General features: G+C 73.7%; 23 protein-coding genes. 18 read left to right on the top strand and 5 right to left on the bottom strand.

The window, feature by feature from the left end:
- Positions 1 to 8 precede the first annotated feature (8 nt).
- From WHI96_RS19765 to WHI96_RS19740, 6 genes are read left to right on the top strand one after another with little or no spacing between them, the layout of a single operon-like run.
- Positions 9 to 977 carry an ABC transporter permease gene (locus WHI96_RS19765; RefSeq protein WP_345644707.1) on the top strand — a complete coding sequence of 323 codons (969 nt, stop codon included), beginning with the start codon at positions 9 to 11 and terminating at the stop codon, positions 975 to 977.
- Entirely contained in the window at positions 974 to 1,834 is an 861-nt protein-coding gene (locus WHI96_RS19760) for an ABC transporter permease (RefSeq protein ID WP_345644704.1), read from the top strand. Before WHI96_RS19765 ends, WHI96_RS19760 begins: the two co-directional genes overlap by 4 nt.
- Positions 1,831 to 3,459: a dipeptide ABC transporter ATP-binding protein gene (locus WHI96_RS19755; RefSeq protein ID WP_345644701.1), complete on the top strand. Its 1,629-nt coding sequence runs from the start codon at positions 1,831 to 1,833 to the stop codon at positions 3,457 to 3,459. Before WHI96_RS19760 ends, WHI96_RS19755 begins: the two co-directional genes overlap by 4 nt.
- 11 nt (positions 3,460 to 3,470) lie before the next feature.
- Positions 3,471 to 4,355 (top strand): acyl-CoA dehydrogenase family protein, encoded by an 885-nt coding sequence (locus tag WHI96_RS19750; protein WP_345644698.1) that lies wholly within the window; start codon positions 3,471 to 3,473, stop codon positions 4,353 to 4,355.
- On the top strand, positions 4,352 to 5,326 hold the full coding sequence (locus tag WHI96_RS19745) for an MsnO8 family LLM class oxidoreductase (RefSeq protein ID WP_345644695.1): 975 nt from the start codon (positions 4,352 to 4,354) through the stop codon (positions 5,324 to 5,326). Before WHI96_RS19750 ends, WHI96_RS19745 begins: the two co-directional genes overlap by 4 nt.
- Complete coding sequence (locus WHI96_RS19740) at positions 5,323 to 6,249, top strand: shikimate dehydrogenase (protein WP_345644692.1); 927 nt, start codon at positions 5,323 to 5,325, stop codon at positions 6,247 to 6,249. Before WHI96_RS19745 ends, WHI96_RS19740 begins: the two co-directional genes overlap by 4 nt.
- Here WHI96_RS19740 and WHI96_RS19735 read toward each other — a convergent pair.
- From WHI96_RS19735 to WHI96_RS19725, 3 genes are all read right to left on the bottom strand, one after another.
- Positions 6,231 to 6,632: a winged helix-turn-helix transcriptional regulator gene (locus tag WHI96_RS19735; protein ID WP_345644689.1), complete on the bottom strand. Its 402-nt coding sequence runs from the start codon at positions 6,630 to 6,632 to the stop codon at positions 6,231 to 6,233. The two genes, WHI96_RS19740 and WHI96_RS19735, sit on opposite strands and share 19 nt — an antisense overlap.
- A gap of 102 nt (positions 6,633 to 6,734) precedes the next feature.
- Entirely contained in the window at positions 6,735 to 7,820 is a 1,086-nt protein-coding gene (locus tag WHI96_RS19730; RefSeq protein WP_345644686.1) for an NAD(P)/FAD-dependent oxidoreductase, read from the bottom strand.
- Positions 7,821 to 7,823: 3 nt separating this feature from the next.
- The gene (locus WHI96_RS19725; protein ID WP_345644683.1) at positions 7,824 to 9,257 is read right to left on the bottom strand and encodes an MFS transporter; all 1,434 of its coding nucleotides are present in this window, start codon (positions 9,255 to 9,257) and stop codon (positions 7,824 to 7,826) included.
- Between the two features lie 185 nt (positions 9,258 to 9,442).
- On the opposite strand from WHI96_RS19725, the gene WHI96_RS19720 reads away from it, so the two are divergent.
- On the top strand, positions 9,443 to 10,090 hold the full coding sequence (locus WHI96_RS19720; protein WP_345644680.1) for a TetR/AcrR family transcriptional regulator: 648 nt from the start codon (positions 9,443 to 9,445) through the stop codon (positions 10,088 to 10,090).
- 152 nt (positions 10,091 to 10,242) lie between these two features.
- Here the strand turns inward: WHI96_RS19720 and WHI96_RS19715 are convergent, their stop codons facing one another.
- Positions 10,243 to 10,689 carry a MarR family winged helix-turn-helix transcriptional regulator gene (locus WHI96_RS19715; protein WP_345644677.1) on the bottom strand — a complete coding sequence of 149 codons (447 nt, stop codon included), beginning with the start codon at positions 10,687 to 10,689 and terminating at the stop codon, positions 10,243 to 10,245.
- Between the two features lie 187 nt (positions 10,690 to 10,876).
- Between WHI96_RS19715 and WHI96_RS19710 the strand changes: the two genes are divergently transcribed.
- Both WHI96_RS19710 and WHI96_RS19705 read left to right on the top strand, forming a co-directional pair.
- Positions 10,877 to 12,424 (top strand): MFS transporter, encoded by a 1,548-nt coding sequence (locus WHI96_RS19710; RefSeq protein ID WP_345644674.1) that lies wholly within the window; start codon positions 10,877 to 10,879, stop codon positions 12,422 to 12,424.
- Between the two features lie 35 nt (positions 12,425 to 12,459).
- Positions 12,460 to 13,293, top strand: a complete 834-nt coding sequence (locus WHI96_RS19705) for an SDR family NAD(P)-dependent oxidoreductase (protein ID WP_345644668.1) — start codon at positions 12,460 to 12,462, stop codon at positions 13,291 to 13,293.
- Here WHI96_RS19705 and WHI96_RS19700 read toward each other — a convergent pair.
- Positions 13,281 to 13,538, bottom strand: coding sequence for a hypothetical protein (locus WHI96_RS19700; RefSeq protein WP_345644665.1), 258 nt, complete (start codon positions 13,536 to 13,538; stop codon positions 13,281 to 13,283). The two genes, WHI96_RS19705 and WHI96_RS19700, sit on opposite strands and share 13 nt — an antisense overlap.
- Before the next feature lie 65 nt (positions 13,539 to 13,603).
- Between WHI96_RS19700 and WHI96_RS19695 the strand changes: the two genes are divergently transcribed.
- The 9 genes from WHI96_RS19695 to WHI96_RS19655 all read left to right on the top strand — a co-directional run bounded on the left by WHI96_RS19695 (position 13,604) and on the right by WHI96_RS19655 (position 21,559).
- Positions 13,604 to 13,732, top strand: a complete 129-nt coding sequence (locus tag WHI96_RS19695) for a hypothetical protein (protein ID WP_345644662.1) — start codon at positions 13,604 to 13,606, stop codon at positions 13,730 to 13,732.
- Between the two features lie 122 nt (positions 13,733 to 13,854).
- Positions 13,855 to 15,468 (top strand): ABC transporter substrate-binding protein, encoded by a 1,614-nt coding sequence (locus WHI96_RS19690; RefSeq protein ID WP_345644659.1) that lies wholly within the window; start codon positions 13,855 to 13,857, stop codon positions 15,466 to 15,468.
- Complete coding sequence (locus WHI96_RS19685) at positions 15,465 to 16,421, top strand: ABC transporter permease (protein WP_345644656.1); 957 nt, start codon at positions 15,465 to 15,467, stop codon at positions 16,419 to 16,421. Before WHI96_RS19690 ends, WHI96_RS19685 begins: the two co-directional genes overlap by 4 nt.
- The gene (locus WHI96_RS19680; protein ID WP_345644653.1) at positions 16,418 to 17,272 is read left to right on the top strand and encodes an ABC transporter permease; all 855 of its coding nucleotides are present in this window, start codon (positions 16,418 to 16,420) and stop codon (positions 17,270 to 17,272) included. Before WHI96_RS19685 ends, WHI96_RS19680 begins: the two co-directional genes overlap by 4 nt.
- A complete protein-coding gene (locus tag WHI96_RS19675) occupies positions 17,269 to 18,960 on the top strand; it encodes a dipeptide ABC transporter ATP-binding protein (protein ID WP_345644649.1) in 1,692 nt (563 codons plus the stop codon). The genes WHI96_RS19680 and WHI96_RS19675 overlap by 4 nt, the downstream gene beginning before the upstream one ends.
- Entirely contained in the window at positions 18,945 to 19,979 is a 1,035-nt protein-coding gene (locus WHI96_RS19670; RefSeq protein ID WP_345644646.1) for an LLM class flavin-dependent oxidoreductase, read from the top strand. The genes WHI96_RS19675 and WHI96_RS19670 overlap by 16 nt, the downstream gene beginning before the upstream one ends.
- Positions 19,972 to 20,358: a pyridoxamine 5'-phosphate oxidase family protein gene (locus tag WHI96_RS19665; RefSeq protein WP_345644643.1), complete on the top strand. Its 387-nt coding sequence runs from the start codon at positions 19,972 to 19,974 to the stop codon at positions 20,356 to 20,358. Before WHI96_RS19670 ends, WHI96_RS19665 begins: the two co-directional genes overlap by 8 nt.
- Before the next feature lie 2 nt (positions 20,359 to 20,360).
- Positions 20,361 to 20,645 (top strand): rhodanese-like domain-containing protein, encoded by a 285-nt coding sequence (locus WHI96_RS19660; RefSeq protein WP_345644640.1) that lies wholly within the window; start codon positions 20,361 to 20,363, stop codon positions 20,643 to 20,645.
- Positions 20,642 to 21,559: an LLM class flavin-dependent oxidoreductase gene (locus tag WHI96_RS19655; RefSeq protein ID WP_345644637.1), complete on the top strand. Its 918-nt coding sequence runs from the start codon at positions 20,642 to 20,644 to the stop codon at positions 21,557 to 21,559. Before WHI96_RS19660 ends, WHI96_RS19655 begins: the two co-directional genes overlap by 4 nt.
- The last annotated feature ends 397 nt before the right edge of the window (positions 21,560 to 21,956 follow it).

The raw sequence follows: 21,956 nt of genomic DNA, 5'->3' as shown, positions 1-21,956 counted from the left end.
AGCTCCTGTTGACTCGCTACGTCCTGGGCCGCCTCGGACAGGCCCTGCTGGTGGTATGGGCCGCGTACACGGTCACCTTCGCGGTGCTCTACGTACTGCCCGGGGACCCGGTGTCCCTGATGGCGGGCACGAACGTCGGCTTCCTCACCTCCGCCGAGCTCGACGGCCTGCGCCACGAGTACGGGTTCGACCGGCCCCTCGTCGTGCAGTACCTGACACTCCTGGGCGCCGCGGTGACCGGGGACTGGGGACACTCGATCGTCAGTGGCCGCCCCGTTCTCGACGTCGTCGTCGAGGCCCTGGTCCCGACGCTGCAGCTGACCGCGGTCGGGCTGGCCGTCGCCGCCGTGGGCGGGACCGCACTGGCCCTGTCCACCGTGTGGACCGGACGGCGGTGGCCCGCCCAGCTGCTCGCGGCGTTGCCACCGGTGGGGGTCGCGGTCCCGGCGTTCTGGTTCGGTCTGCTGCTGATCCAGTGGTTCTCCTTCGGGATCCCGTTGTTCCCCGCCTTCGGGGCCCAGGGGCCCGCTGCACTCGTGCTGCCCGCACTGTCACTCGCCGTCCCGACAGGCGCCACGATCGCGCAGCTGCTGACCCGCGGCCTCGCGGCGACGCTCGCGGAGCCCTACATCCAGACGGTCCGCGCCCGCGGTGCCGGGACAGGACGGCTCCTGGTCCGGCACGCCCTGCGCAACGCCGCCCTGCCTGCGGTGACGATGACGGGCGTCGTCGTCGGGGGGCTGCTGTCCGGAGCGGTCGTCGTGGAGACCGTGTTCTCACGACCCGGGCTGGGCAGGGTCGTCGCCCAGGCCGTCGGGCAGCAGGACGTGGCGGTGGTCCAGGGCGTCGTCGTGCTCGCAGCCGTCGTATTCGTGCTGGTCAGTCTCGCGGTGGACCTGCTGTACCCGGTCCTGGATCCACGGATCCGGATCACCGGGCGAGGTCCGGCCCGTTCGGCCCGGGGAGGTGCGGCATGACGCTCACCATCGCGCGGCCCCCCACCGGCACGGGTGCTCGGCCCCTGGGACGACGCCGACGGCGGCGGCCACCCGTCGGGCTCCTCCTCGCCGTCGCGTGGATGCTCGTCGTCGTGCTGGCGGTGCTCCTACCGCAGCTGCTCGCGAGCGGGGACCCGCTGGCCGGTGTGCCGGCGCTGAAGCTGGACGCCCCCTCGGCGCAGCACTGGCTGGGCACCGACGCGGTGGGCCGTGACCTCTACACCCGCGTGGTCCACGGCACCGGGTCGACGATGCGTACCGCCGTCCTCGCCGTGGCGCTGGGCGTCGCGTTCGGATCGCTCCTCGGTCTCGCGGCCGGGCTGGCGGGCGGGATCGTGGACGTCGTCGTCATGCGGGTCGTGGACGTGCTGTTCGCCGTTCCGGCGATCCTCCTGTCACTCGCACTGATCACCGTGCTCGGGGCGGGCACCGCCTCGGTCGCGTTCGCGGTCTCGGTGGGCAGCGTCGCCGGCATCGCCCGCATCCTCCGCTCGGAGGTCCTCAAGGTGACGACGTCGCCCTATGTGGAGGCCGCGCTGGTCAGCGGGAACCGGCCGCTGCGGCTCACCCTGCGGCACGTCCTGCCGAACGCGATGACCCCGCTGTTCGCCCTCGCGGCCCTCGAGCTCGCCGTCGCCATCCTGTCGGTGTCCGCGCTGGGCTTCCTCGGATACGGCACCCGGCCGCCCGCTCCCGAATGGGGCGCCATGGTCGCCGCGGGCCGTGACTCGCTGCAGACGGCGTGGTGGCTGACCACGTTCCCCGGCCTGGCGATCGTGGCGACCGTCCTCGCCACGAACCGGCTGTCCCTGCTCGGCAGAGGAGGACTGCGATGACCCGCGACCCCGTTCTGGCGGTCGAGGACCTCTCGGTGCGCTACACCACCGGGTACGGCACCGTCGACGCCGTCCGCGGTGCGTCCCTGCGCGTGGCGCCCGGCGAGACGGTCGCGATCGTGGGCGAGTCCGGGTCGGGCAAGTCCACGCTGGCACTCGCCGCGCTCGGGCTGCTGCCGCCGGACGCGACGATCACCGGGGGCCGGGTGCTCCTGCGCGACGACGACCTCGCCGCCCTCGACGACGGGCAGCTGCGCCGGCTGCGCGGCCGGACCGTCGCCCTCGTCCCCCAGGACCCCGCCGCATCGCTGGACCCCGTCATGCGGGTCGGGCGGCAGGTGGCCGAAGTGGTGCGGATCCACGGCCTCGCCCGTGGGCGCGCCGCCCTCGGTATCGCCCGCGAGGCGCTCGCCCGTGCCGGTCTCGACCCGGACGAGGTCGCCGGGCGGTACCCGCACGAACTGTCGGGCGGGATGCGCCAGCGGGTCCTGATCGCCGCCGCCCTCGCCGGGGAGCCTGCCCTGATCGTCGCCGACGAGCCCACCAGCGCGTTGGACGTCACCGTCCAGAAGCAGATCCTCGACCACCTCGCCACCCTCACCGCGCGGAGCGGGACCGGGCTGCTGTTCGTCACCCACGACCTCGCGGTGGCGGCCGAACGCGCGGATCGCGTGCTGGTCATGCGGGCCGGCGAGGTCGTCGAGTCCGGCCGTCCCGGGCAGGTGTTCGACAGCCCGCAGCATCCCTACACCCGTGAGCTGGCCGCGGCCGCTCCCCGGCTCCGCGGCGGGACCGCGCGCGCCGAACCCGCCCCCGACGAGCCGATCCTGGAACTTCACGGGATCACCAAGACCTACCCGTCCCGGACCGGGCAGGACAGCGGACGACCGGCGGTCGACGGGCTGCACCTCGCGCTCTCCCGACGACGCACGCTGGCGTTGGTGGGCGAGTCCGGCTCCGGCAAGACGACCGTGGGACGGCTGGTGCTGCGGCTGCTCGATCCCGACAGCGGCCGTATCACCTTCGACGGCCACGACGTCACGGCTGCGCGCGGCCCCGAGCTGCGTGCGCTGCGCCGCCGCGTCCAGCTGGTGCAGCAGAACCCGTTCACGGCGCTGAACCCGCGCCTGACCGTCGAGGCGGTCATCGCCGACCCGCTGCACGCCCATCGCGTCGGCACCCCCGCCCTGCGCCGACGACGCGCGGCCGAGCTCGCCGACGTCGTCCATCTCCCCGCCGACGCCCTGCGACGCCGTGCTGCGGAGCTCTCCGGCGGCCAACGACAGCGGGTCGCCATCGCCCGCGCGCTGGCGCTCGAGCCCGAGCTGGTCGTCCTCGACGAACCGGTCTCCGCGCTCGACGTCTCCGTCCAGGCGCGCATCCTGGACCTGCTCGCCGGTCTGCAGCGCGACCACGGCATCGGCTACCTGTTCGTCACCCATGACCTCGCCGTCGCGCACGAGATCGCCCACGACGTCGCCGTCCTGCGGGGCGGGCGCCTCGTGGAGTACGGACCCGCCGCGACCGTCCTGTCCGCCCCCGCGAACCCCTACACCGCGGCGCTGCTCGACGCCGTCCCCGACCCTCGTCGTCGCCGACCGGCGACGACGCCGTCCCCGCTGTGAGGAGTGCACCCGTGCCCGACACCGTCGACGACGCCGCCCGGTGGGTGAAGGTCGCCGCGTCCTTCGCCGAAGGCCTGCCGGACACCGGCGGGGCGGCCCGGCGCAGGCACGCCGTGGCCGCGCTCGCCGACAACGGCCTGACCACCCTGCTCGGACCTGCCCGGCACAGCGGTGCCGAGCAGCCGTGGAGTGTGGCGCACCGGGTGGTGCGCGAGATCGCCGGCGTCGCACCCGACATCGCCGAGCTCCTCGGACGCCACTACGTCTGGTTCTGGATCGCGGAGTTCATCGGCACCGACGAGAAGATCGACCACATCGGCGAGGTCGCCACCCGGGCCCGCTGGTTCTACAGCGGAGCCACCGACCCCCGCGCCGCCGCACTCACCGTCACCGACCGGGGCGACGTCATGCTCTTCGACGGCAGCATCGCTCCCGCCGTCGGCGCGGACGTCTCCACGATGACGGTCCTGCAGGGCGTCCGGCCCGATGCGGCGACTCCGATCAGCGCCCTCGCCTACACCTCCCACCCCGGTGTCCGGGTTCCCGGCGACGACGGCACGCGGATCGACGTCACCTCGGCGGACATCCCGTGGACCGGCGCGTTGGGGCACGTCGACAAGCGCTTCGAGCCACGCCCGTACAACGGGCTGCTCGTCCCGACCCTCGACCTGCTCCTGCTCGACATCGCCCTCGCCGGCCGGAGGCCCGACGACGCCGTCGGGGCGGCCGTGCGGCTGGCCGATCACGTCGTCGCCCGGGCTCAGCGGCTCCACGACCACCGCAGGAGCCTCACCGACGCCGAGGTCCGCGCGCACGTACGCCTCGTGTCCGAGCTCGCCGCCACGGTCGATGCCGCGCTCGCCCCGGCCGACGTCCTCGGGGGAGGCCTCCGGTGACCCCGCTCTCCCTGCTCGATCTCGCCCCGGTCGGCGAGGGACAGTCCCCGGAGGAGGCGTTCGCCACCACCGTCGACCTCGCCCGGCACGCCGACCGGCTCGGCCTCGTCCGGTTCTGGGTCGCCGAGCACCACGGCATGCCCGGCATCGCGAGCTCGGTCCCCGAGGTCCTCGTCGCCGCCGTCGCCGCCCGGACCAGCGGCCTGCGCGTGGGGTCCGGGGCGGTCCTGCTCTCCGGCCGGGAGCCGCGGGCCGTCGCCGAGGCCTTCGGCATGCTCGCCGCGCTGTTCCCCGGCCGGATCGACCTCGGTGTCGGGCGCGGCGGTGGCACCGCGGGCTCGCTCGACGCCCGGCTCGACCAGCTCGACGGCCATCTCACCGACCCGCGCGGGACAGCCCTGCCCCGCGCGGCCCGTCCGGCGGACACCTGGCTCGTGGGCTCCAGCGTCTCCAGCGCGCTCGTCGCCGCCGAACGGGGCCTTCCCTACGCCTTCGCCCACCACTTCTTCAGCCCCACCGACGCCGTCCGGGCCCTCGACACCTACCGGACCCGCTTCCGTCCCGGCCCCACCCGGAGCACCCCGTACGCGGTGCTCACCGTCCACACCGTCTGCGGTGAGGACGACGCCGACGCCCGCCGGCTCGTCGCCCCGGCTCTCGCTCCGGCGCTCGGCGTCGCCGGTCTCGGTCCGCGGAGCCCGTTCCCCACCCCCGCCGGCGCGGCCTCGCTGCCCTGGACGAACGAGCAGCTGGACCGGGCCGGAGCGCTGCTCGACGAGCAGGCCGTCGGGTCCCCGGCGACGGTGCGGCGGCGTCTGGACGAGCTCGCCGCAACCACCGGTGCGGACGAGCTGATGCTCACGTCCAACCTGACCACCGGGGAGGACCGGCTGGGCAGTCTCGACCGTCTGCTCGCCGAGCTCGGTGGCGTCGACCGCCCCGGAGCCGTCGGGGTCGGGCATCGGCCGTGACCACCCCCGTACTCGGCCCCGAGGTCCTCGGGGACCCGTCGACCGCCTACCGGGCGGGGCTGATCGGGTCCGGCATCACGACGTCCGCCTCGCCCGTGCTTCACGAGACCGAGGCCGCCGCCCACGGCGTCAGGGCGCGGTTCGCCCTTCTCGACCTCGACGAGCTGGGGCACGGTGCCGCGGTTCTGGACGCGGTGTTGCGGGAGACCCGCGGAGCGGGCTGGCAGGGGGTGACCGTCACCCATCCCGCCAAGCAGACGATCATGCCGTTGCTGGACGAGGTGTCTCCCGCTGCGGCGGCCATCGGTGCGGTCAACACCGTCGTCTTCGACCACGGGCGCACGGTCGGACACAACACGGACTGGTCCGGTCACGCGCGTGGCCTGCGCACACGTCTGCCGGGAGGTCTGGCCGACGACGACCTGCGGTCCGTCGTGCTGGTGGGCGCCGGCGGCGCGGGCTCCGCGGTGGGGCACGCCCTGCTGACCCTCGGGGTGGAACACCTCTCGGTGGTCGACGTCGACAGTCGCCGGGCCTCCGCGCTCGTCGCGACGCTCGGGCGTCGCCACCGTGGCCGGACGGTGCGGGCGACCGTGCCCGACGACGTCCCCGCGCTGCTCGCCGACGCCACCGGGGTCGTGAACGCCTCACCGGTCGGTATGGCCGGCCACGAGGGACAGCCGGTTCCCACGTCCGCGCTGCACGCAGGCCTGTGGGTCAACGACATCGTCTACCGTCCTCGTCGCACGGCCCTGCTGGTCGCGGCCGAGCGTGCGGGCTGCCGGGTGCTGGGGGGCGGTCCGATGGTCGCGCTGCAGGCGGCGGACGGCTTCACGCTGCTCACCGGCCGTCGTGCCGACGACGACCGCATGCTCAGGACCGTCGAGGCGGCCGGCCCCCGAGGTCAGAGGCTGTCGTCGTAGTCGAGCCGGGACGCCTGGACGTGCGACTGGTGGCGCTTGGCCCAATCCGTGAGGAGCGACAGGGTGTGCGCCAGCTCACGGGCGGCCTCGGTCAGCCGGTACTCCGTCCGGGGTGGCACCGTCGCGTAGACCGTGCGGGTCAACAGTCCGTCCCGCTCCAGGTTCCGCAGGGTGAGGGTCAGCATCCGTCTGCTGATCCCGGGGATTCCGCGTTCGAGCTCGGTGAAGCGTGCCACCTCCTCCGCGCCGACGAGCGTGAGCACCCCGATCGCCCATTTCCCGCTCACCCGGTCCAGCACCTCGTTCAGCGGGCAGACATGGCGGACGGCGTCGTGTCCGTCGTCCGGCTCGGCAGTGCCTCGACCCTGGTTACCGTTGAGCATCTCTGTAACCATACGTAACACAGGGCATGTTCGCAGCGACCGCCCGTCCGGGGAACGGGAGGCCCGGAGCCGCCCGCGCAGCGCCGTCGGCCCCGCGCGGGCTCATCGCAGGCCGAGTCGTTTCCGGTAGTCGTCCAGCCGCAGGTGGGTGCCCTTGAGCCCGGACGTCTGCTCGGCACCCAGGACGCCGACGGCCTCGTTGTAGGACGCGCCGCCCTTCGGACCCAGCGGGAGCGAGATCCCCGGTGACGGCACCGCGTACCGCGACGGCTCGCCGCCCTGACCGCCCAGCCGGCGGCGGATCGTGTCCGCGACCGTCCCGGCGTGGATCTCGGCCGCCTTGGCCATCTTGGCCTCGGGCAGGTCGGTGAGGTCGCCGATCGCGAACACGTCGTCGTGGCCGGCGACCGTCAGCTCGGGGGTGACCCTCACGTGGCCGTCGGCCCGACGGGCATCGGCCAGGTCCCCCGCCAGGTAGCCGGACGTGGGCACCACCCCGTAGCAGCGGAACCAGATGTCGGCCCGCACGGTGCGTCCGCTGCCGGTGGTGACCTCGACCGGGCCGTACGTTCCCGGTCCGGTCGCCGGCGGCTCGGTCAGCGCGGTGCCCAGCAGCAGCTCCACGCCGAGATCGGCGAGCTGGCCGCGGAGCTCGTCGCGCAGCTCGTCCGGGAAGCCTCCGCCGAGCAGATCCGGGGCCGGGTCGACGATCGTCACCGCGGTCGCCGGCAGCGCCGAGCGGATCTCGCCGGCCAGCTCCAGCCCGGCCGGGCCGGCACCGAGCACCAGCACCGACGACGCGTCGACCAGCGCCCGGTGCGCGGCACGGATGCGCTCCTTGCCCCGGTCGGCGTCCTCGACGTCGACCTTGGCCGGGAACGGGTAGGTCGAGCCGGTCGCCAGGATCGTGATGTCCGGCTCGATCACCTCCCCCGAACCGAGCACGACCCGCTGCGACGTCACCTCGACGGCCCGGTCCCGGACCACCCGGCCCCGGGCGAGCAGCGAGCCGTAGGGCAGGAAGATGTCGTCCACCCAGGACGGGTCGACCAGTGCGCGGAGTGCCGCGACGTTGTGCACGAACGCGTCCCGCGGCTCGACGAGGACGACGTCGGCGACGTCGTCGAGCTCGCGGGCGGCGAGCACCCCGCCGTAGCCGCCGCCGATGATCGCAACTGTGGCTGTCATGGGTCACCTCTCGATCGGTGTGGGTGAGTCGGGACGGACGCGGCGGCGCACGCCGGCGAGGGCCACGAGCGCTGCGAGCCCGAGCGCAGCCGCCGAGACGACGAACGCGGTGGTGTAGCCGGACAGCTCGGGGGTGCGGCTGCCGTCCGGCGTGTGGGCGGCGACGATCGTGGCCGCGAGCTGGGCGCCGACGGCGCCGCCGACCGTCCGCATGATCGTGTTGATGCCCGTCGCCTCGCCGGTCCGGCTCGGGTCGACGGCCGAGATCACGAGGTTCGCGAGCGAGGCGAACCCGAACCCGAACCCGACGCCCACCCCCAGGACGGCCGAGCCGACGTAGACCGGCCACGCCGACGTCGCGGCGGCGGCGAGGAACACGAAGCCCGCGGCGCCGATCACGCACGCCAGCACCAGGACGGGGACGAACCCGATCCGGGACCCCAGCCGGCCGGCCACCGGGCTCGCGACGAGCATCGTCGCGGCCATCGGGACGATGAACCACCCGGCCTCGCCGACCGTTGCGCCGAATCCGTAGCCGGCCGCCGGGGACGTCTCGACGAACTGCGGGACCAGCGTGAACGCGGCGTACATCCCGATCCCGATCAGCAGCGCCGTGACGTTCGCCGTCAGCACCGCCCGCCGCCCCAGCAGCGCCATGTCGAGCAGCGGGTGACGTAGCCGCGACTGCAGGACGCCGAACACCACGAGCAGGACCGCCCCCAGCACGAACAGCCCGACCGTGGCCGGTGAGCCCCAGCCCCACGAGCGGCCCTCACTCGTCGCGAGCAGCACCGCGACCAGCCCGCCCGCCAGCAGCACACCGCCGCCCCAGTCCACCGAGGCCGACGCACGTGTCGCGGACTCCGGCAGCGCCACCGCGACCGCCACGAGCCCGAGAAGCGTCACCGCCAGCATCAGCCAGAAGATCCACGGCCACCCGAGGGAGTCCACGATCGGTCCGGGGATCACGAGGCCGACGCCGAACCCCACCCCGAAGATCGAGCTGATCCAGCCGATCGCGACCGGCACCTGGGCCGGGGCGAACACCTCCCGGGCCAGGCCGAAGGCGAGCGGGAACGTGGCCGCACCCACCCCCTGGATCGCCCGGGCGACGATCAGGACCTCGATCGACCCGGCGAGGGCGACGAGCAGCGTCCCGCCGGCCGCCACCCCCAGACAGGCGAGCAGGACCTTGCGTCTGCCGACGATGTCGCCGACGCGCCCCAGCAGCACCGTCGCGACCGACGCGGTGAGCAGGAACGCGCTGAGCAGCCACGCGACGGTGGCCGGCCCGGCGTCGAACTCGCGTTGCAGGTCGGGAAGGGCGGGCACGGGCATCGTCTGCAGCAGCGAGAACGACAGCACCGCGAGGAGCAGGGCACCGAACGGGGCCGCCACCGGTCGCGTGGCGGTGTCGGGAGTGACGTCGGAGCTCACGGAACCTCCTCGGGTCGGACGGCCGACGGTGGCCGAGGGAGACGCCCGCTGCCTGCCGATGCGACGGGGGCTCGCGGCCACCGGCTGGCAGACTGGGCCCGCAGCCCGGGCGAGTGCCGCGGGCGTCCACGACATTACAATACAATCTGCATTTCACTCCACCGCCCGACGTGATGGGAGCCACCGTGGCCACGACCCGGTCGACCGACCGCCCGTCCCGTGGGCTCGCCGCGAAGCGCAGCGCGATCGTGATCGCCGCCCGGCGGGCCTTCGGGAGGACCGGGTACCTCGGCACGAGCGTCGAGATGATCGCCGCCGAGGCCCAGGTCTCGACCCGGACCATCTACAACCACTTCCTGAACAAGGAGGAGCTGTTCGCCAGCGTCACGGTCGAGAGCTCCGGTGAGGTCGCCGTCGCCCGTGAACGCCTGATCGAGCGACGCCTCGGTGGCCGGATCGAGGACCTGGAGGCCGCGCTCGTCGAGCTCGCCTACGAGTGGCTGCTGCCCGACGAGTCGTTCCACGACCACTTCGTCCTGGTGCGCGAGATCCGCGCGGCGCCGGACCGGTTCCCCGAGGAGCTCCAGAAGGCCTGGCGCGAGGCGGGCCCGCACCGGGCACGGCGTGCGCTCGCCGACCAGATGGAACGACTGACCGGTGAGGGCCTGCTGCAGGTCGCCGATCCGATGGCGGCCGCCCAGCACTTCACCGCACTGATCACGTCGGCCGACATGCTGCCGTCGGAGTTCAGCCTGTCGGCCGGGCCGGACGAGGTCCGCGCGACCGCCGTGGCCGGGGTGCGCGCGTTCCTGTACGGCTACCTGCCCCGCTGACCCCGGCCACGGTTGGTCAGATCGGGCGCGCCTCGACGACGCACCGTCCACCGGGGACGACGCGGGTCAGCGCGAGACCCACGGCGTCGAACAGCGCGGCGAACGGGGCCTCGGTGCGGGCGGGACGTCGATGCCGGACGGCCGATCGGTCGTCACGACCCGGCGAGCCGGGACACAGCCCGGTCGAGCAGCACGCGCAGCTGCTTCTCCTCGTCGTCGGTGAACGCGGCGGAGAGCCCGTGCTCGATCGCGAGACAGGCCTCGTTCGCCCTGCGGAACGTGGAGCGACCGCGCGGGGTCATCCGCGCGACGAGCACCTGGGCGTGCACCTCCGACCGGCGTCGCTCGACGAGACCTTTCGACTCCAGGTTGGCCAGCAACGAGGCCATGCTCTGCGGCGTCACGCACCCGACCCGGGCCAGCTGGGCACCGGACAGCGGTGCGACGGACAGCGCGTAGAGAGCCGCGTACTGCGGAACCGACAGCCGGAACGGCTTGAGCGCACGCTCCTTGGCCGCCATGAGGGCCTGCTCCGAGCGCTTCAGGAACGTCCCCAGCCGTGACTCGAGGCTCTCGTTGATCCGCTCCTCGACACCCATGCGCCCTCCCCCTCGACGGCAGCTCCGACCGCGTACCCGACGAAGCTATCAGCCCCCGATCGAGCATCAGAGGCCTGAGTGAGGGCTCTCACGAACGGATTGACGCCCGGCATCGGACGCTGATTCGGTAGCTGCTGGGCATCAGAGTCCTGATGCTTGTCGGTGTTTCCGGACGAGGGGGATTCCCATGGTGTCCAGCACGGACACGAGACCCACCGATACCGGGGCGCGTCACCGGCCCGGGCTCACGCTCGGAGCGGTCTGCGCGGCGATCGTCCTGGTCCCGGTCACCGCGACCGGGACCCCGGTCGCGCTGGCCGACATCAGCCGTGGCCTCGGGACCGGTCTCACCTCCGCGCAGTGGGTGGTCAACGCGTTCTTCCTGACCTACGCGAGCTGCATGGCGATCAGCGGGTCGCTCGCCGACCTGACCGGGCGCCGCCGGATGTTCGCGGGCGGTGTCGCGCTGTTCTGCGCGTCGATGCTGGTCGCGGCGTTCGCCCCGACGATCGACGTCCTGGTCGTGGCCCGCGTGGTGGCCGGGGTCGGCGCGGCGTGTGCCACCACGGGCGGCAGTGCCCTGCTCGCCCACAGCTTCGACGGCCGGTCCCGGACACGGGCGTTCGGCGCGTTCGGCACGGCGATCGGGCTCGGCCTGGCGTTCGGGCCTCTGGTCGCGGGCGTCCTGGTCGGTGTGGGGGGCTGGCGGATCTTCTTCCTGGTCGCCGCCGTCGCCGTGCTGCCGGTGCTCGTGCTCGTGCCGCGGCTGACCGAGTCGCGCGACGCCCACCCCGCCGGGCCGGACTGGGCCGGCGCGGTCACGTTCACCGTCGCGCTGACGCTGCTGGTCTTCGGCTTCGTCGAGGCCCCGTCGGTCGGCTGGTCCAGCCCGTGGATCATCGGCTCGTTCGTCGTCGCGGCCGGGCTGCTCGGCGTGTTCGTGGCGATCGAGCGCCGCGTCGACCACCCGCTGATCGACGTGTCGCTGTTCACCGAGCCGCGGTTCCTGGCGATCGCCGCGATGCCGGTCCTGCTCGCGTTCGGTTTCGTCGCGCTGCTGACCGTGCTGCCGGCGTACTTCATGGCGACCGGCGGGATCAGCGCTCTGGGGGCCGGCCTGCTGCTGATGCTCCTGACCGCCCCGACGCTCGTCGTCCCCCTCGCCGTGAGCGCCGTCGCGCACAGGGTGCCCGAGCGGCTGCTGCTCGTCACGATCATGGCGCTGCAGGCCGCCGGGGCGGCGTGGCTGACCGGAATCCGCCCGGAGGAGGGCCTCCTCGCGCTCGCCGGGCCGCTGCTCCTGATCGGCGCCGGTTTCGGTGTCTCGCTGGCGATCCTGGACGGCGCCGCCGTGTCCGCCGTCGAGCCCGCCCGGGCCGGGATGGCGGCCGGGGTCTTCAACACCATGCGTCTCGGCGGGGAGGCGATCTCGATCGCCGTGCTCGGCTCGGTGCTCGCCGCCGTGTCCGGCTCCCGTCTGCGGGAGGCCGTCGGCCCGGCATCGGCCGGCGTGACCGACCGGCTGCTGCAGGGTGAGATGCCTGCCGACGCCGGGGCGGCCGTCCGCGTCGCCGCCGCCGGTGCCTACACCGACGCGCTGCACACGGGGCTCTGGGCGATCGCGGCGGTCTCGGTGCTCGGCGGCATCGCCGTCGGCCTGCTGGGCAGGCCGCGGACCACGCCCCCCGGCCGCGCTGACGGCACCACCACCGACGTGACGGTCCCGGCCGCGTGAGCGCGGCACCGCACACCACTTCGACGGAGGAAACGATGAGCACACGTGTCTGGCTGATCACGGGAGCATCCGCCGGTCTCGGACGGTCGTTGGCCCGTGCCGCCCTCGATGCGGGAGACAGCGTCGTCGCGGCGGTGCGCCGTCCCGACTCGGTGGGCGACCTGGTCGCCGCGGCGCCGGACCGCGTCGCGACGGTCGAGCTCGATGTCACCGACACCGCCCGGATCGCACCGGCCGCCGCCGAGGCGTTGTCCCGGTTCGGACGGATCGACGTCCTGGTCAACAACGCGGGCCGGGGCATGGCCGGAGCCGCCGAGGAGACGTCCGACGAGGACCTGCGCGAGCTCATGGAGCTGCACTTCTTCGGTCCGGTCACGCTCACCCGCACGCTGCTCGGGCACATGCGCGAGCGCGGCAGCGGGGCGATCGTGCAGATGAGCAGCCAGGCCGGGCGGTACTCGTTCCCGGGCATCAGCAGCTACTCGGCGACGAAGTTCGCGCTGGAGGGCTGGTCGGAGTCGCTCTCGGCCGAGGTCGAGCAGTTCGGCATCGACGTGATGATCGTCGAGCCGGGCCCGTTCCGGACGTCGTTCAACGAGCCGGACGTGTTCGGCTTCCCGGCCGCCTCGGAGACCTACCAGGCCGTCGAGCCGGTGCGCACCGCGCTGGCGAAGGCGAACGGCGAGCAGGCGGGCGACCCGGACCGGGCCGCCGCGGCCATCCTCACCGCCCTCGGATCCGGCACCCCGCCGCTGCGGCTGCCGCTGGGCAACGAGGCCGCGGACTCGATCCTCGCGAGCTTCGAGCGCTCGAGCGACGAGATCGCCACGTGGGAGGAACTGAGCCGGTCCGCGGACTACGCGGTCTGAGCGGCGACGACAACCCCCGCGCCGAGATCCCGGCGGTGCCCGGCGACGGCGAGCGCGTCGATCGTCGCGCGCGCCTCCCGCACGCCGACCTCCCCGGCCCCCACCTGCACCGCCAGGGCAGGCAACCGGTCGAGCTCGGCACGCAGCCAGGGGTGGTCGCGGTGCAGGGACGCCCGGTACTCGAGCCCGAACTCGGTCTCCGGCCCGTCGGTCGTCGCCGGGGATGCGCTCTGCGGATCGGACATCGAACCCGGCGTCTCCGATCTCCGGCCCGTTGCAGTTTGCCGTGCACGGTGTAATGTACCCCATCGTGGCCAGCGCACCTCCCCGCGGCATCGACAGGTTCCGGACCGTCGTCGCGGTGTCGCCATCGCTGCTGACCGTGCGCCGCCACGTGGACCTCTGCCTCACCGACAGCGGGCTCTGTCACCGGCGGTGACACGTCGGCGCCCGAGCGGCGCCGCGCGGTTCGCCCCTCGGCGACACCTCACGAGCCCGGCACGACGTCCGGCTCGGCCTGCCCACCGGGCCGCCGGCCCCTGTTCCCACCAGGAGCACCCCGTGACACCTGATCGACGTCGCCCCCTGCGTCGACGCCTTCTCCGACAGGCCGCCGCGACCGCGGTCCTCGGACTGCTCGTGGCCGGCTGCTCGTCGGAAGCCACCGGCGGGTCCGGCGACGCCGGCGGACCCCCACGGCCGGGCGGGACGCTGACGATCGCGCTCCCGTCCGACCCCACCTGCCTGGACCCGCAGCAGACCGGTCAGCTCGCCTCCACCGAGATCTCCCGGTCACTGGTCGACACGCTCACCGACCAGGACCCACGCACCGGCAAGATCGTCCCCTGGCTCGCCGAGTCGTACACGGCCGGCCCGGACACGAAGTCGTTCTCGTTCGTCCTGCGTGAGGGCGTCACGTTCAGCGACGGCACGCCCGTCGACTCGGCGGCGGTGAAGGCGACGTTCGACACGCTCGTCGGGCTCCCCAGCACCGGCGCACCGGCCTACCTCAAGGGGTACACCGGGACCACCGTCACCGACGCCCGGCACTTCACCGTCGGCTTCGGCAGCCCGAACGCGCAGTTCCTGCAGGCCACCTCGATACCGGGCTTCGGCATCCTGTCCCCCGCCACGGCGAACACGCCGCTGGCCGACCGGTGCCGCGGCCAGTACGTCGGCTCCGGCCCGTTCGTGCTCGACCACTACACACCCGACCAGGAGGTCGTGCTGCGCAAGCGGCCCGACTACAGGTGGCCGTCGCAGCTGTCGCCGAACACCGGCGCCGCCTACGTCGACGAGGCGAAGTTCCTGTTCGTGCCCGAGGCGGGCGCGCGGTCGGGGGCGCTGAGCTCGGGCCAGGTGCAGGTCGCCGAGCAGGTACAGCCCACCGACCAGGACCAGTTCCGGCAGCCCGGTTTCCGCCTGCTCGACATCCCGACCCCCGGCGTCGTGCCCCCGCTCTCGCTCAACCACGTCGGGCCGCTGGCCGACGAGAAGGTGCGCAAGGCGCTGCTGATCGGGATCGACCGGCAGGAACTGGTGAGCACGGTCTTCGGCTCCACCGGGAGGCCGGCGACGAGCGTGCTGGCCGCCAGCACCCCGTACTACACCGACCAGAGCAGGTACCTGGCGTACGACCCCGCGCAGGCCGGCGCGCTGCTCGACGCGGCGGGCTGGGTGCCGGGCCCGGACGGGATCCGGGTCAAGGACGGCAGGCGGCTCAGCCTGAACTGGCTGATCCCGGCGCCCACACCCCCGGCGAACGAGCCGGTGCAGCAGCAGCTGCGCACGATCGGCGTCGAGGTCCGGCTGAACCCGGTCGCCCCGCCCAAGTACGTCGAGCAGCAGCAGAAGGGCCAGTTCGACCTGACCGCCGTCGCGGTCACCCGGGCCGACCCGGACATCCTGCGGAACCTCTTCTCCACCGGCGGCGCGAACCTGTGGCACCTCCCGCCGAGCGAGCTCGACGGCTACCTGACCCGGCAGGCGGGCGCGAACACCGAGCAGGCCCGCCAGGAGGCCGTCACGAAGGCCGTGCAGTGGGTCCTGGAGCACGCGGACACCGTGCCGCTCTACGAGACCACCCTGGTCCACGCCGTCTCGGACGACGTCCACGACCTGCGGGCCGACGGGTCCACCCGGCTGGCGCTGCAGAGCGCATGGGTGTCCGGATGAGTGTGCGGTTCGCGCTGGCGCGGGCGGGGCGGGCGCTGTTCGTGGTCTGGGCCGCGTTCACGTGTGTGTTCATGCTGCTGCGGCTGCTCCCGGGCGACCCCGTCGCCCTGATGCTCAGCGGCCGCAACGGCTTCGAGGCCGTACCGCCCGAGGAGGTCGCCCGGGTCACGGCCGAGCTGGGCTTCGACCGTCCGCTGCCGGTGCAGTACCTGGGATCGCTCCTCGACGCCCTGCGCGGCGACTTCGGGGTGTCGATCCAGACCGGCCGCCCGGTCCGCGAGATGATCCTCGCGGCGCTCCCGCCGACGCTGCAGATCGGGATCGCCGGCCTGCTGCTCGCGTTGCTCGGCGGCGCGGCGCTGGGCGTGGCGGCGAACCTCGTCCGCTCCCCCGCGCTCGGTCAGCTGCTGCGGTCGCTGCCGGCGATGTCGATCTCCGTGCCGTCGTTCTGGCTCGGCCTGGTACTGATCCAGATCTTCGCGCTGCACTGGCGCCTGTTCCCGTCACTCGGCGGGTCCGGCGTGGCCGGTGCGGTGCTGCCCGCGATCACGCTCGCCGTCCCGGGCGCGGCGATGGTGGCCCAGGTGCTCGCGACGAGCCTGCACGACACGTTGACCGAGGCCCACGCCGACACCGCGCGGGCGACCGGCGCCGGTCCGATCCGGATCGTGCTCACGCGCGGCCTGCGCAACGCCGCGATCTCCTCGCTGACCGTCGCGGGACTGCTGGTCGGCGGCATGATCGGCGGTGCCGTCGTCGTCGAGACCGTGTTCTCCCGCCCCGGGATGGGCCGGATCACCCAAGCCGCCGTCGGGGCGCAGGACCTGCCGGTCGTGCAGGGCGTCGTGGTCGTGGCGTCGGTGGCGTTCGTGCTGGTCAACCTCGCCGTCGACCTGCTCTACCCGGTGCTCGACCCACGGATCCGGTCGACCGGCGTCCTGGTGGCGTCGTGACGGCCCCCGAGGTGCTGGAGCCGGTGGAGCGGGCGGAACGACTGCCGGTCCGGGTGCGCCCCGGCGTGGTCGCCTCCGTGCTCGTCCTGGTCGTCGTCGCCGGGTGGGCGGTGCTGCCGGACCTGTTCACCGGCGTGAGCCCGATCGACGGCAGCTCGACGACGAAGTTCCGGCCGCCGAGCTGGGCGCACCCGTTCGGCACCGACCAGATCGGCCGGGACCTGTTCGCCCGCGTCGTGCACGGGGCGGGGCCGTCGTTGCAGGCGGCGCTGATCGCGATCACGCTCGCGCTGGGCCTGGGTGTCGCGTTCGGACTGCTGGCGGGCTTCCTCGGCGGCTGGGTCGAAGCCGTGATCATGCGGGTGGTCGAGGTCCTGCTGTCGATCCCGCCGGTACTGCTCACGCTGACGATCATCAGCGCGATCGGGTTCGGGACGCTCGAGGTCGCCGTCGCGGTCGGCCTGACCAGCGTCGCCGCGTTCACCCGGCTGATGCGCGGCGAGGTGCTCCGGATCCGTACGGCCGCCTACGTCGAGGCGGCGATCATGTGCGGGACCCGGTGGTGGTCGATCCTGCCCCGCTACGTGCTGCCGGCCTCCGTGGGCCCGGTGCTGGCGCTCGCCGCGCTCGACTTCGGCCTGGTGGTGCTGGCCGTGTCCTCGCTGAGCTTCCTCGGCTTCGGCCAGCCCCCGCCCGCACCGGAGTGGGGGTCGCTGGTGGCCGACGGGCGCAACTACCTCGCGACGGCGTGGTGGCTGACGGTCGTGCCCGGCGCCGTCGTGGCCGCCGTCGTGCTCGCGGCCAACCGCCTGTCCCGGCTGCTGGACGCGGACCGGAGGAGGGGCGCATGAGTGACACACCGGTACTCCTGAGCGTCCGTGACCTGCGGGTCGGCTACCGCACGGCCCGCGAGCGGGTGCGCGCGGTGACCGGCGTCGACCTGGACGTCCCGGCGGGACGGGTCACCGCCGTCGTCGGGGAGTCCGGCTCGGGGAAGTCCACACTGGCCCAGTCGGTGATCGGGCTGCTGCCCGGCAGCGGGCGGGTGGAGTCCGGGCGGATCCTGCTCGACGGCGACGACCTCACCGCACTCGACGACCGCGGTTGGCGCTCGGTGCGGGGACGCCGGATCGGGCTGGTCCCGCAGGACCCCACGATCGCGCTCGACCCGGTCACGCCGGTCGGGCGGCAGGTCGCCGCCGTGCTGCAGGTGCACGGTCTGGCCCGCGGCCGCGAGGCCCGCGAGCGAGCGGTCGAGCTGCTCGCCGCCACCGGGCTGCCCGAACCGGCCCGCCGGGCCCGCCAGTACCCGCACCAGCTCTCCGGCGGCATGCGCCAGCGGGTGCTGATCACCATGGCGACCGCGGCACGGCCAGGACTGCTGGTCGCCGACGAACCGACGTCGGCGCTGGACGCGACGGTCGCCCGGCGCATCCTCGACCTGCTCGACCACGTCGTCGCCGACACCGGCGCCGGGATCCTGCTGGTCACCCACGACCTCGGCGTGGTCGCGGACCGGGCCGCGCACGTCGCGGTCATGAACGGCGGCCGGATCGTCGAGCAGGGTCCCACCGCCCGGGTGCTCGGCGACCCGGAACACGCCTACACCCGGCGGCTGATCGCCGACGTCCCGACCGTGACCCGCAGGCGTCGCAGGCCGGAGCCCCGGGCGGCGGCGGACGAGCCCGTGCGGCTGCGGGTCCGCGACCTGACCCGGACGTTCCCGGTCGGCGGGACGCTGCGCACGCGGCACCGCACCGTCGTCGACGGCGTCGGCTTCGACATCGCGGCCGGGCACACGCTCGGGCTGGTCGGCGAGTCCGGGTCGGGGAAGACGACCACCGCCCGGATCGTGGTCGGCCTGGAGCGGGCCACGTCCGGGACCGTGCACCTCGGCGAGCAGGAGATCACCGGCGCCGACCGGGCGACGCTGCGCGGCCTGCACCGCCGGATCCAGATGATCTACCAGAACCCGTACTCGTCGCTGAACCCGCGGTTCACCGTCTCCGAGCTGCTCACCGAGCCGATGCGCAACGTCGGCATCGTCGACCGCGGCTCGCGCCCGCGCGCGGTCCGCGACCTCCTCGACGCGGTCGCACTGCCGACGGGCACGGCGGATCGCAGGGCCGGGGAGCTCTCCGGCGGGCAACGCCAGCGGGTCGCCATCGCCCGCTCGCTGAGCGTGGAGCCCGAGGTCCTGGTCTGCGACGAGCCGGTCTCGGCCCTCGACGTGTCCGTGCAGACCCAGATCCTGGACCTGCTCGTGGAGCTGCAGCGGCAGCGCGGGCTGACCTACCTGTTCATCTCCCACGACCTCGCCGTCGTCCGTCAGGTCAGCGACCGGATCGCGGTCATGCGGGACGGCCGGGTCGTCGAGGCCGGCGACACCGAACAGATCTTCCTCGCCCCGCGGACGGACTACACGGCGGAGCTGCTCGCCGCCGTCCCCGGCCACGGCGCCCCGGCCGTCACGGACCGGGACCGCGGGGTCGCGCCGCCCACCGACACGGACAAGGAGCTCTCGTGGATCTCGGACTGATCACCTTCGGCAGCCTGCTCCCCGACGCGTACACCGGCGTCGCGGTCAGCCAGCACGCGCGCATCCGGGAGGTGGTCGAGGGGGCGCGGACGGCCGAGGAGCTCGGCTACTCCTGGTACACGATCGGCGAGCACCACTTCGGTGAGCGCGACACGATCCCGGCGCCCGCGCTCGTCCTCGCGGCCGCCGCCGAGCACACGTCGACGATCCGGCTGGCGACCGGGACCACACTCGTCGCGAACCGGGACGCGGTGCTCGTCGCCGAGGAGTACGCGCTGCTCGACCAGCTCAGCGGCGGGCGCCTGGAGCTGGTCGCGGGCGGCTCGTTCTTCCCCGAGCCGTACGCCGTGTTCGGCCAGGACCCGGACAGCCGCTCCGCGCGCAAGCGCGAGGGCGTGGACCTGCTGCTGCGGCTGTGGAGCGAGGACCGGGTCGACTGGTCCGGCGAGTACCGCCCGCCGCTCGACGGGGTCCGGGTCGAGCCGCGGATCCACCAGGACCGGCCGCCGGTGTGGGTCAGCGGCGGGTCGCGGCCCGACTCGGTCCACCTGGCCGTCGAGCACGGCCTGCCGATCGTGTTCGGGACGACCGCGGGCAACCCGCACGACTGGGCGGCGGCCACGCAGTCCTACCGGGACCTGTGGGCCGAGCACCGGCCCGGCCCGGTGCCCCGGATCGGGGCCGCGAGCCACGCGTTCGTGGCCCGCACCTCGCAGGAGGCGCGGCAGCGGTGGGCCGAGTACTTCGGCAACTACCTGTCCGCGCGCATCCCGCGCCACGAGCAGGACTTCGAGGGCCGGATCGGTCCGGACGGCCCGTCGCTGTGCGGCAGCCCGGCCGAGGTCCTCGACAAGCTCGGCCGACTGCACGAGCTGTGGGGTCACGACCTGCACCTGCTCGCCGTCGACATCGGCGGCATCGCGGCGGCCGAGGTCACGGCCGCCGCCGAGCTGATCGCCGCCGAGGTCCTCCCGCACCTGCCGGCATCGGCCCCGGTCGCGGCGGGCGCCCGTGCTTGACGACGACGTCCGCGAGCTCGCGCGTGCGGTCACGCTCGGCTCGCTGACCACGCTGATGCGCGACGGGACGCCGCAGGTCGGCCTCGTCTGGCCGCACGCCGACGACGAGCACGTCCTGATCGGCACGAGCCCCACCCGTCAGAAGTACCGCAACGTGGTGGCCGACCCGCGCGCGACGATCCTGCTGATGGACCAGGTCGACCGGCGCCGCCACATCGAGGTCCGCGGCGAGGTGGTGGACGTCGAGCGGGGCGAGGCCGCGCTGTCGCCGGCCCACACCACGTTCTCGAAGTGGACCGGCGACCCGACCCCCCGCCCGTCGGACGGCGAGCGGGTGCTGCTGCGCCTGCTCCCCCGGCACATCCACCGCAAGGAGTGACCATGACCGAACAGATCGAGCCGATCGTCGACCAGACCTGGCTCGCCGAACGGCGCGACGACGTCCTGCCGGCCGACGTCCGGTGGTACCTGGACGGCCGCAGCGGCTACGACGCCCACCTGGCGGGGCACCTGCCCGGTGCCGTCCGGGTCGACCTCGACCCCGCCACGTTCACCGGGCGGCTCGCGCTCTACCCGGGCTCGTGGTCCGCGTGGGGAGCCGATCCCGCGCGCGAGGCCGAGCTCGGTGGCGTCACCCCCCACGACACGGAAGGTGCACCACGATGAGCGCGATCCTCGGCCGCCGCCTCGGCTTCGGCTCCGGCGGCATCGTCGGCCACCTGAGCACCCCGGAGGTCGTCGACCTCGCACAGAGCGCCGACGAGCTGGGCTTCGACCTGTTCACGCTCAGCGATCACCTGCACTCCGAGCGGGAGACGCTGGAGCCCTGGACGGCGTTGAGCTGGATCGCCGCGCGGACGAGCCGGATCGAGGTCGGCACGAACGTCCTGGGTCTGCCCTACCGCGACCCGCCGGTGCTCGCGAAGATGGCCGAGACCCTCGACCGGCTGTCCGCAGGGCGACTCGTGCTGGGGCTCGGCGCCGGAGGCTACGACCACGAGTTCGAGGCGTTCGGCCTGACCGTGCGCACGGCCCCCGAGAAGATCACCGCGCAGTACGAGGCGCTCGACATCCTCCGTGGCCTCTGGACCCGCGAGACCACCACCTACCACGGTGAGCAGTTCCGGACCAGCGAGGCACGGATCTCCCCGCGCGCGGCACACCCGATCCCGATCTGGCTCGGCTCGTACGGCCCGCGCGCCCTGCGCCTGACCGGGGAACGTGCCGACGGGTGGCTGCCCTCGTTCGGGCGGATCACGCTCGAACAGGCCACCCGGATGCGCGCGCAGGTCGTCGCGGCCGCCCGGGACGCCGGTCGCGACCCCGGCGAGATCACGTGCGCCTGCAACATCGCGGTGCGCGTCGATGCGAGGGGCGAGCCGCGTCCGGGGTTGGTCACCGGGCCTGTCGAATCCGTCGTCGAGCAGGTGCTGGAGGTGGTCGGCGCCGGGTTCACGTTCCTGCTGATCCACTCGTTGACCGTCGACGAGCAGGAGGTGCTGGCCCGCGACGTGTTCCCGCAGGTCCGGACGCTCGCCGAGGAGCGCGGGCTGGTCGGGGCGGGCGGGGGAACCGACTGAGGGCCGGCCGGCCGGAGGGGAAGGTCGCGCTGGTCACCGGCATCGCGGGCGGGCAGGGACGCCTCGGTGAAATCCGCGCCGCACAGATGGGCCGATGCGCGCGACCACCGACGATCCTGACCAGGAGCCGGGCGTCCGTCGGAGAGGTGGCCTCGTTCTACGTGGACCCGCCATGGGGGAGAGTCGGTGTCGGACGCGAGCTGATGTCCGCGAGCCTGGACACACCGGCCCGCGCCGGATACGCGATGGGAACGCTCCGGGTTCTGTCGTCTGTCGACGACGGGCTGAGACTGACCCCCTGACGTCGGATTGGGATTGACCCCTTCTGGACGACGCTGAGGGGGTGTTGTCGGTGGAGGACTGGGCCGAGATCCGTCGTCTACATCGGGCGGAGGGT

Origin of the sequence: Pseudonocardia tropica (genome assembly GCF_040105315.1) — a bacterium.
Classification (GTDB): domain Bacteria; phylum Actinomycetota; class Actinomycetes; order Mycobacteriales; family Pseudonocardiaceae; genus Pseudonocardia; species Pseudonocardia alni.
The sequence above is the reverse complement of the archived record's forward strand: the minus strand, read 5'-3'. Positions and strand labels throughout refer to the sequence as shown.